This is a genomic window from Methylobacterium brachythecii (assembly GCF_014196345.1).
Lineage (GTDB): Bacteria > Pseudomonadota > Alphaproteobacteria > Rhizobiales > Beijerinckiaceae > Methylobacterium > Methylobacterium brachythecii.
The window spans coordinates 1-8,916 of record NZ_JACIDN010000020.1 but is presented as its reverse complement, the minus strand read 5'-3'; the positions used below and the strand labels follow the sequence as shown (position 1 = coordinate 8,916).

Annotated in this window: 9 protein-coding genes; 7 read left to right on the top strand and 2 right to left on the bottom strand. The window is 64.3% G+C overall.

Annotated features, from left to right (window positions below; all coding sequences use genetic code 11):
• The 3 genes from dinB to GGR33_RS25575 form a co-directional block, all read left to right on the top strand.
• Positions 1-827 (top strand): DNA polymerase IV (dinB, locus tag GGR33_RS25585; RefSeq protein ID WP_183515692.1); only part of this gene is annotated, 827 nt, incomplete at its 5' end.
• Between the two features lie 74 nt (positions 828-901).
• Complete coding sequence (locus GGR33_RS25580; RefSeq protein WP_183515110.1) at positions 902-1,183, top strand: DUF2312 domain-containing protein; 282 nt, start codon at positions 902-904, stop codon at positions 1,181-1,183.
• A 138-nt stretch (positions 1,184-1,321) separates the two neighbouring features.
• On the top strand, positions 1,322-1,654 hold the full coding sequence (locus GGR33_RS25575; protein WP_183515023.1) for a hypothetical protein: 333 nt from the start codon (positions 1,322-1,324) through the stop codon (positions 1,652-1,654).
• Positions 1,655-1,678: 24 nt separating this feature from the next.
• Here GGR33_RS25575 and GGR33_RS25570 read toward each other — a convergent pair whose 3' ends face one another.
• Positions 1,679-2,683: an SDR family oxidoreductase gene (locus GGR33_RS25570; protein ID WP_183515020.1), complete on the bottom strand. Its 1,005-nt coding sequence runs from the start codon at positions 2,681-2,683 to the stop codon at positions 1,679-1,681.
• 250 nt (positions 2,684-2,933) lie between these two features.
• Here GGR33_RS25570 and GGR33_RS25565 point away from each other — a divergent pair, with 250 nt between their 5' ends.
• Both GGR33_RS25565 and GGR33_RS25560 read left to right on the top strand, forming a co-directional pair.
• The gene (locus GGR33_RS25565) at positions 2,934-5,009 is read left to right on the top strand and encodes an ATP-dependent helicase (protein WP_183515016.1); all 2,076 of its coding nucleotides are present in this window, start codon (positions 2,934-2,936) and stop codon (positions 5,007-5,009) included.
• Between the two features lie 209 nt (positions 5,010-5,218).
• Positions 5,219-6,360 (top strand): IS3 family transposase gene (locus tag GGR33_RS25560; RefSeq protein WP_183515012.1). Its coding sequence is split into 2 segments (ribosomal slippage): positions 5,219-5,486 and positions 5,486-6,360, totalling 1,143 coding nucleotides; the frame shifts between segments, so codons are not numbered across the junction.
• Between the two features lie 30 nt (positions 6,361-6,390).
• On the opposite strand, the gene GGR33_RS25555 is transcribed toward GGR33_RS25560, so the two are convergent.
• Complete coding sequence (locus GGR33_RS25555; protein ID WP_183515009.1) at positions 6,391-6,594, bottom strand: hypothetical protein; 204 nt, start codon at positions 6,592-6,594, stop codon at positions 6,391-6,393.
• Positions 6,595-6,751: 157 nt separating this feature from the next.
• On the opposite strand from GGR33_RS25555, the gene GGR33_RS25550 reads away from it, so the two are divergent.
• On the top strand, positions 6,752-7,000 hold the full coding sequence (locus tag GGR33_RS25550; RefSeq protein WP_183515004.1) for a hypothetical protein: 249 nt from the start codon (positions 6,752-6,754) through the stop codon (positions 6,998-7,000).
• Between the two features lie 94 nt (positions 7,001-7,094).
• Positions 7,095-7,748 carry a hypothetical protein gene (locus GGR33_RS25545; RefSeq protein ID WP_284212184.1) on the top strand — a complete coding sequence of 218 codons (654 nt, stop codon included), beginning with the start codon at positions 7,095-7,097 and terminating at the stop codon, positions 7,746-7,748.
• Positions 7,749-8,916: the final 1,168 nt, after the last annotated feature.

Below are 8,916 nucleotides of genomic sequence, written 5' to 3'. Positions count from 1 at the left end.
CGATCTCGGAGGAGATCCGCGCGATCTTTGCCAAGCATACCGAACTGATCGAACCAGTTTCCCTGGACGAGGCCTATCTCGACGTCACCGAGAACATCCAGAGCCTGCCGACCGCAACGGACGTTGCGAAGGCCATCCGGGCCGAAATCCTGAAGACGACCGACCTCGTCGCCTCGGCGGGCGTCTCCTACAACAAGTTCCTGGCGAAGGTCGCTTCCGACTACCGGAAGCCAAACGCGCTGTTCGTGATCACGCCGACGATGGGTCCGGCGTTTGTCGAGGCGCTTCCGATCGGTCGGTTCCACGGTGTCGGCCCGGTCACCGAAGCCAAAATGAAACGGCTCGGCATCCAGACGGGTCGCGACCTCAAGGAGCGATCGATCGAGGAACTGCAGGCGGCCTTCGGCTCGTCGGCCGGCTACTACCATGCCGTCGCGCACGGGATCGACGACCGACCCGTCCGGGCCCACCGCATCCGCAAGTCGATCGGCGCGGAGAACACGTTCTCGGACGATGCCGACACGTTCGAGATCCTGGCGGAACGCCTTGCGCCCATCGTCTCGAAGGTCTGGACGGCCTGCGAGACCAAGGGCCTTCGTGGACGGACGGTGACGCTGAAGGTCAAGTTCTCGGATTTTGTCCAGATCACCCGGGCGCGCTCCATGACCGAGGTCGTGCCCGACCGCGCGACGCTCGAAGATATCGCCCTAGGGCTGCTGCGCGACGTCTTTCCCCTGAGGCGAAGCGTCCGGCTGCTGGGCATCTCCCTGTCTGCGCTGGAAGACGGGTCGTCGGCGAAGCCTCGGCAGCTCGGACTTGGGATCTGACCGGGCGGCCCGGCTTAACCGACCGCTTACCGAAAGCCGCGAAGTTGAACGGGCATTTCAACATCGAGGACAGCATGACCGATACGACCGACACGGTAGGCGTCGCGGGCGATCGCATCCGCTCCATCATCGAGCGCATCGAGCGGGTCGAGGAGGAGATCAAGGATCTCATGGAGACCAAGAAGGAGATCTTCGCCGAAGCCAAGGGTGACGGGCTCGACGTGAAAGTGCTCAAGGAGATCCTGAAGCTGCGCAAGCAGGACAAGGACGAACGCGACGAGCACGAGACACTGCTTGAGGTCTATCTGAGGGCGATGGACGCGCCTTCCCCGAAGCCGATGGCGCAGGCAGCCTAGCCGCCGCCGGGTGCCCGAAAGCAATATCGAACGTGTGTCCTCGCAGAGCGCCGTTGGCGAGGACACGCAAGATGGCGGGTCCTATTCGGATCGGCGACCTTCGCGCCGATCGATTGACGCAGGACCGGAGACGTCGCGATGGATCCCAAACTGTCCGAAGCCATCCAGCAAGCCGCCGTGCACGCTCGACGGTGTGCCAAGACCTACAAGTCAGGCGTCAACAAGGATGCGTTGCCCTGGCGCGTGATCGAAGTCTTCGACGAGCGGGTGCGCGGCGCCGTCGAGAGAGACCGGCGGATCGAGGACGAGCGGGACCGCGTGCTGATCGCCGCCGTGACGCTCGCCGAGGCACCGGCTGAAGAGGAAGCCTCGGTCGGCATGGCGCGTGAGCACCTCATCGATGCGATCGACTTTCTGGAGCAGGCGGCGCTGCGGTTCGGTATCCCGAATGGCCGACGCCAGTCACAGTGAATTGGCGGCGGGTGCTCGGCGCGCCTACGGAAGGCCGTTTCCGCCGGCTGCACCATAGACTTGCCCCGTAGCGTAGCTGTTCTCGGCCGAGGCAAGCTGCACGTAGATGCCGGCGAGTTCGACCGGCTGGCCGGGACGGCCGAACGGCGTCTGCGCACCGAATTTTTCGAGTTTCTCCATCGAGGCACCCCCAGACACCTGCAGCGGCGTCCAGATCGGCCCGGGCGCCACGCCGTTGACGCGGATACCCTTCCCGGCGAGCTGCTTGCCGAGCGAACGGACGAAGTTGGTCGTCGCCGCCTTGGTCTGCGCGTAGTCGTAGAGGTCGGGCGTCGGGTCGGTCGCCTGCTCGGAGGTCGTCGCGATGATCGCCGCGCCGGGCTTCAGATGCGGAAGCGCCGCCTTGATGATCCAGAACGGCGCGTAGATGTTCGTCTTCATCGTCCAGTCGAACTGCTCGCTGGAGATGTCGAGGATCGAGGCGTGAGCCTGCTGGCGGCCAGCATTGCTCACCACGATGTCGAGGCCGCCGAGCCCCTGAACCGCCCGCTCGACGAGATCGCGGCAGAAGGCCTCTTCGCGCAGGTCCCCGGGGATCGCGACGGCTCTGCGGCCCTCCGCCTTGATCAGCGCGACGACCTCCTGCGCGTCTGGCTCCTCGTCCGGAAAATAGTTGATCGCGACGTCCGCTCCCTCTCGGGCGAAGGCGATCGCGGCGGCGCGGCCCATGCCGGAGTCGCCGCCGGTGATCAGTGCCTTCCGGCCGGCGAGCCGCCCCGAGCCGCGGTAGCTCGTCTCGCCATGATCGGGCTTCGGCTCCATGCGGCCTGCAAGCCCCGGCCAGGGTTGCGACTGCTGCTTGAAGGGCGGCTTCGGGAACTTTGAGATCGGATCGGTCAGCGGCTGCGAGCCTCCGCCGCCCTGCGCGACGGCTGGTGCCTGACCGGCGCCGGTTGCGGCCACCGCCAGGCCGGTACCGACGCCGACGATCTGACGACGAGAGAGGGGTGCGCGGTCGCCCTGGTCCATGGTTTGTCCTGACGGTGGTAGAGCCGGGTGAACCAGGATGGGGTCGGATCGTTCGAACCCGCGACCATTCGTCAGGACACGTCGCGCTTCCGGGCTCCCTTCGAAACGCCACGCGCAAGCCCGGATGCTGCCAGATCCAGGATCTCAGGGACCCTCCAGACGGCACCTCGCCATCGAACGGCAAGCGCCCGGCTCGTTGCGAACAAAACGCGAATGAACCATCGTCGTTTGCAGGGCAGACAGATGATTCGTGACCGTGCCGGCGACCGCTTACCTTGAGACGCTCAATCCCAGACAGCGCCAGGCGGTCGAACACGGGATCGGTGAGCGAGACACGACGCCCGCATCGCCGCTTCTCGTCATCGCGGGCGCCGGGTCAGGCAAGACGAACACGTTGGCGCACCGAGTGGCGCATCTGATCGTCAACGGTGCCGATCCGCGGCGCATCCTCCTCATGACCTTCTCGCGTCGGGCTGCTGCCGAGATGACGCGCCGTGCCTCGCGCATCATGCGGATCGCAATCGGCGAGCGAGCCGATGCCATGGCAGAAGCCCTCGAATGGGCCGGCACCTTCCATGGGATCGGTGCGCGCCTGCTTAGGGAATATGCCGAGCAGATCGGTCTGCAGCGCGCCTTCACCATCCATGACCGGGAGGACTCGGCCGACCTGATGAATCTCGTGCGAAACGAGCTCGGGTTCTCGAAGACCGCCAACCGTTTCCCGACCAAGGGGACCTGCCTCGCGATCTACTCGCGCTGCGTCAATGCCGAGACGCCGATCGAGGATGTCCTGAAGGCTTCCTACCCCTGGTGCGCCATGTGGGCCGCCGAGCTCAAGCAGCTTTTCGCAGCCTATGTCGAAGCGAAGCAGCAGCAGGGCACGCTCGATTACGACGATCTGCTGCTCTACTGGGCGCAAGCCGCGTCCGATCCGGATCTCGCCGAGGACATGGGCGGTCGCTTCGACCATGTGCTGATCGACGAGTACCAGGACACCAATCGGCTCCAGGCCTCGATCCTGCTGGCTCTCAAGCCGAACGGACGGGGCCTGACCGTCGTGGGCGACGATGCCCAGTCGATCTACGCGTTCCGCGCAGCGACCGTGCGCAACATCCTCGACTTCCCGGCGCAGTTCACGCCCCCCGCTGACATCGTCACGCTGGATCGCAACTACCGATCGACGCTACCGATTCTCGAAGCGGCCAACGGCGTGATCGGCCTGGCGACGGAGCGGTTCACGAAGAACCTCTGGACCGATCGGAGCGCCATTGCGCGCCCACACCTCGTCACCGTCCGCGACGAAAGCGGGCAGGCCAGCTACATCGTCGAGCGTGTCCTGGAGAACCGCGAGGGTGGATCGACGCTCAAGCAACAGGCGGTGCTGTTCCGCACCTCCCACCATAGCGGCCCCCTCGAAGTCGAGTTGACCCGCCGCAACATCCCCTTCGTGAAGTACGGCGGCCTGAAGTTCCTCGAAGCCGCCCACATCAAGGATCTGCTGGCGCTCCTGCGCTTCGCCGAGAACCCCCGCGACCGTGTCGCTGGCTTCCGCGTCCTATTGCTGATGCCTGGCATCGGACCGACATCGGCAAGGCGCGTGCTCGACCATGTCGCTGCGTCCCCGGATCCTGCCGAAGCGCTCCGGGACGCTCCCGCTCCGAAAAGCGCCGAGACGTGGGGGGCATTCCTCGACACGATGGCAGATCTCCGCGGCGGCCGCGCGGGCTGGCCCGCCGAGCTCCAGCGAGTGCGACTCTGGTACGAGCCGCATCTCGAACGCATCCACGAGGATGCGGAGGTTCGGCAGCTCGATCTCGTCCAGCTGGAGCAGATCGCCGGCGGCTATCCATCCCGCGAGCGCTTCCTCACCGAGCTGACCCTCGACCCGCCGGATGCGACGAGCGACCAGGCTGGCATCCCGCTACGCGACGAGGACTATCTGATCCTCTCCACGATCCATTCGGCCAAAGGCCAGGAATGGAAGTCGGTCTTCGTGCTCAACGTTGTCGACGGCTGCATGCCGTCCGATCTCGGCACCGGCACGAGTTCCGAGATCGAAGAAGAGCGGCGCTTGCTCTACGTCGCGATGACCCGCGCCAAGGACGATCTTCACCTCATCACGCCCCAACGCTTCTTCACGCACGGCCAGAGCGCCAGGGGCGATCGGCACATCTACGCGCAGCGCACGCGCTTTATCCCGACTGCGCTGTTGGCATTGTTCGAGCAGTCGGTTTGGCCGAGAGCGGCAGCAAGTGACGGGACTCGCTCTTCTCCTCAGCCGATTAAGATCGACCTTCGCAGCCGCATGCGCGGTATGTGGCAATAGCTAAGGCTGCAGTTTCTTCCCGCCTTTGTATCGCTGGGGGTCGACGCAAACGGCGGTTCACACCTATCGACCAGCCCAAATGGCCGCATGGGACTTCAAGTGCCTCAATAAACAGAGTCGGTTTGGAACTGTCGACCGGGCGGTGACCTGACCGGCTGGCTTTGGACCGGGCTGATTGAGAGGATCAGCCAGGACCGAAGGAGTTGGACATGAAGCGAGGTCAGAAGACGGGTGCGGAGCAGGTTGTGCTGAAGCTGCGCCAGATTGAGGTGCAGACAGCACAGGGCAAGAATTTGGCGCTGGCGTGCAAGGAGGCGGAGATCTCCGAGCAGAGCTACTACCGCTGGCGCAAGGAATACGGCGGACTGAGGATCGATCAAGCCAAGAAGATGAAGGACCTGGAGCGCGAGAACGCTCGGTTGCGGCGGCTTGTGGCTGACCTGTCCTTAGAGAAGCAGGTGCTGGCGGACGTCGCCTCGGGAAACTTGTAGCCCCCGAGCGACGCCGGCAGGCGATTGCTGGCATCAGGGAGAAGTATGGTCTCTCGGAGCGTCACGCCTGCCGGATCGTCGGTCAGCACCGCGGCACGCAACGCTACGTGCCGACCGTGCTGGCCGACGAAGATGAGCTGACCCGCGCCGTCATTGCCCTGGCGTCCGAGTACGGGCGCTATGGCTACCGCCGCGTCACTGCGCTGCTGCGAGCAGACGGCTGGCAGGTAGGCAAGGATCGGGTCCAGCGCATCTGGCGTCGCGAGGGGCTAAAGATCCCGAGCCGACATAAACCCCGCAGCCGCCTCTGGCTCAACGACGGCTCGTGTGTGCGACTGCGGCCGCTTCGAAGAAATCAGGTCTGGAGCTTCGACTTCGTGCAAGCCCAGACGCACGATGGGCGAAGCCTGCGCATCCTGACGCTCATCGACGAGCACAGTCGGGCGTGCCTCGCGCTGAAGGTGGCCCGGCGGATCAACAGCCTCGGCGTGATCGAGGCGTTGGCCGACGCCATGTGCCTGCACGGCATCCCGGAGCATATCCGCTGTGACAACGGTCCGGAGATGATCTCGAAGGCGTTGCGTAAGTGGGTCGCGGAGACGGGGCCGGAGATCCAGTACATCGCGCCGGGATCGCCATGGGAGAACGGGTACTGTGAGAGCTTCAACGGCAAGCTGCGCGACGAGTGCCTGAGGCAGGAGATCTTCTACTCACTCAAGGAAGCGCAGGTCGTGATCGCCCTCTGGCAGAACACCTACAACCGCGTCCGGCCGCACTCATCCTTGGGCTACCGGCCGCCCGCGCCTGTCACCGTCCCGGATCTGGCCTACCAGCTACCCATGGCCGCCACCCTGCAGTAGCCTCTCAATCAGCCCGGTCCAAAATACCGGTCAGGTCATGTTCAGGTCGAACCATCCGCCGAAGACGACCAGCGCGGCCATGAGAAAGGCGTGAAGCGCTTCCTCAGCGCCTTGAAGCGGAAAAGGGATTGAAACTTCAAGGTCTGCCGTAACAATATCTCGGGCAGCTTCTCCCAGCCGTTCGTATTCAGAATCGAGACTGCTGCGGATGCGGCTGGCGGCCAGTGCGAGCAACAGTCTTGCTGAAAAACTTCCTCGTTCGTCGGCATTGTTCTCGCGGAAGCATAAGAGAGACCCGCAAATCCGTCAGGGCATCCGCGAGATAAGGTCCGCCAACCGGCAATCGTGTAGAACTCGCCGCGTTTGGATCCTTCACAAATGGGAGCATTCGATGCGTTGGATCGGTCTCGCATTCTATCTCCTGAGCGCCTGCGCCGCATCCGCCGCCGGCAACCCGCTGACAATCGAGCGCCTTCTGAGCGATGGCTGGGAGGTCGCGGCCTATTCCGGCAACCTCGACGTCCGGACCTCACTCATCCTGTTCCGGAAGAAGGACGTGAGCTATCTCGTTCAGTGCTCGTCGCTTTTCGATGTGACGAGAGCGCAGCGAGTTGTTGTGAACTGCTACGAGCTCCACTGAGCGGCATGGCCGTAGCCAATCGCCCCTGCAGCATTGGAAGCCGCTTTCGACGAAGCCCTTGGCGGCACCGTTGTCGATGAGAGCGGCAGGTCCAGTGCTCTTTGACGAGATCGCCGCGCGACTGCCACTCTTCGAGGAGCTTTCCGGGGCAGCCCTGGAGCACCTCGTTATAGCCGGGTTCGGTAGACGTTTGCTGACCGGGTACTTGCGTGGACGCCTGCGAAAGGCCGGCTTCTCGGACATGGCCGCTCTGGCGCTTGCGACGCCGGTCGAACTCATCGAGGCGAGGAAAATCGGCCCGGCCCGGATCACGACGATCCGTAATCACGTCTGGATGGACCTCGCGAGGCGTTACCCGGGGTTGCGCGATTTCCATTCCGCGGAGGATACCACCGCGCGCCGGATGAAGAGGCTCCAGGCCATGCCCGCGGATCGGCTCCCACTCGACTCAGAGACGCTGGACGCACTCGGCCTCACCGGTGCGACCTGTGCGACGTTCGCCATGCGAACTCGACGCGAGAGCTTGAGAGCGCACGTGGTCACGAGCGGTCAGCTCGACAGGATGGTCTCTGCTCTCATCGGCCTCATGCTTTACGACATGCCCCGCCAAGCACCGCCAGTTCGGGTGACCGAAGAAGACCCTACCGCGGCGGAGTTGAGAATCTACGAGGAGCGGGCCCATCTTCTGCGGGAGCGCGATCGTGAATGGGAAGAGGCTGCACCGAGACGAAGGCGCGGGAGCAACTGAAAGCAGCTCGAACGATCCCAACGGCTCGCCAGCGGCGTCACGCGAGCTCTAACCACCCGTCGCGGCCCATCTCGGTAAGCGCATTATTGACCATGCCCGCGCAATTCGACGGATCGCCGGGCTCCAACGGCCGAGCTGCGGCACCGTTGGTCCAAGACCATTCCGTGCCGATCGCGGCGCCGTCATTCGATAAGGATATTGCGGCGACGGAACGCGACTTGCCCCCGCGAGCGAGCTTAAGCTGCATACGGACGTGCCGCCCGAGCTGAAAGCGCCCTGCGTCAACACGCGCGGCGACCCGGACTGAACCGTCCGTAGCGCCCCCCGTTCACCGTGCCTGGGTCCGTCTCACTCTCCTGTGAGCCCCAGCTTCAGAGCCCGTCGCGGACCGATCCCGTGGCGGGCTTCGTTGTGTCTAGACTGAACGATCCGCGCACAAGCGAGTTGCGCTCAAACTATTCGCGAAACAGGAGTGGATATGAAGACCGCTGCCATCGTTGCGCTCGCCCTGGCGCTCACGACACCTGCCGTTGCCCAGACTGCGCCTTCGAAAACGACGCCGGCCGGTACGGACGTGGGGACAGCCCCATCGTCCCCACAAAATGGCGGCCCAGGATCGGATCGCGAAGTGCCAAAAAGCGGCTTGGGCTCCGACACCAAGTCGAACAATCCCGGCTCGTCAGGCAACGCGGAGCGCCCAGAGCTAGGACGCCCGAACACTGGCGCAGGCGGCGGCGGGAGCAACTGACCGCACTCCGCTGAACTATCTACGCCAACAGCGAGTTACGCCGATCCTTGCTCTCTCTCTGGGATCGACCATGAAAAAAATCTCGATCGCCGCCTGCGCTGCTGCGCTCTCATCTCTGGTCCTGGCGCAGATGACGGCACCGGCAGACGCCCGTAGCCGCCATAAGCGCACGACCACCAAGAGCATGAGCACAAGCAGGACGGGCGGCGCGAATGCCTCCCCGTCGGCAACCGGTGGAAACTCTGGGTCGCCGTCGCAGCCAGGTGCTCGCGGCAGCGGCGGAGCCAGTGGCGCGAACTGATCTTCGGCCAACAAAAATCGAGGGCCGCCCGGTTCGCCGCGGCGGTCTTTTTGCATCCAGCCTCAGTGATCCGTGCCCGGCCTGTTCTGACGGGGCGCCTCACCATGCTGCTTCGTGAA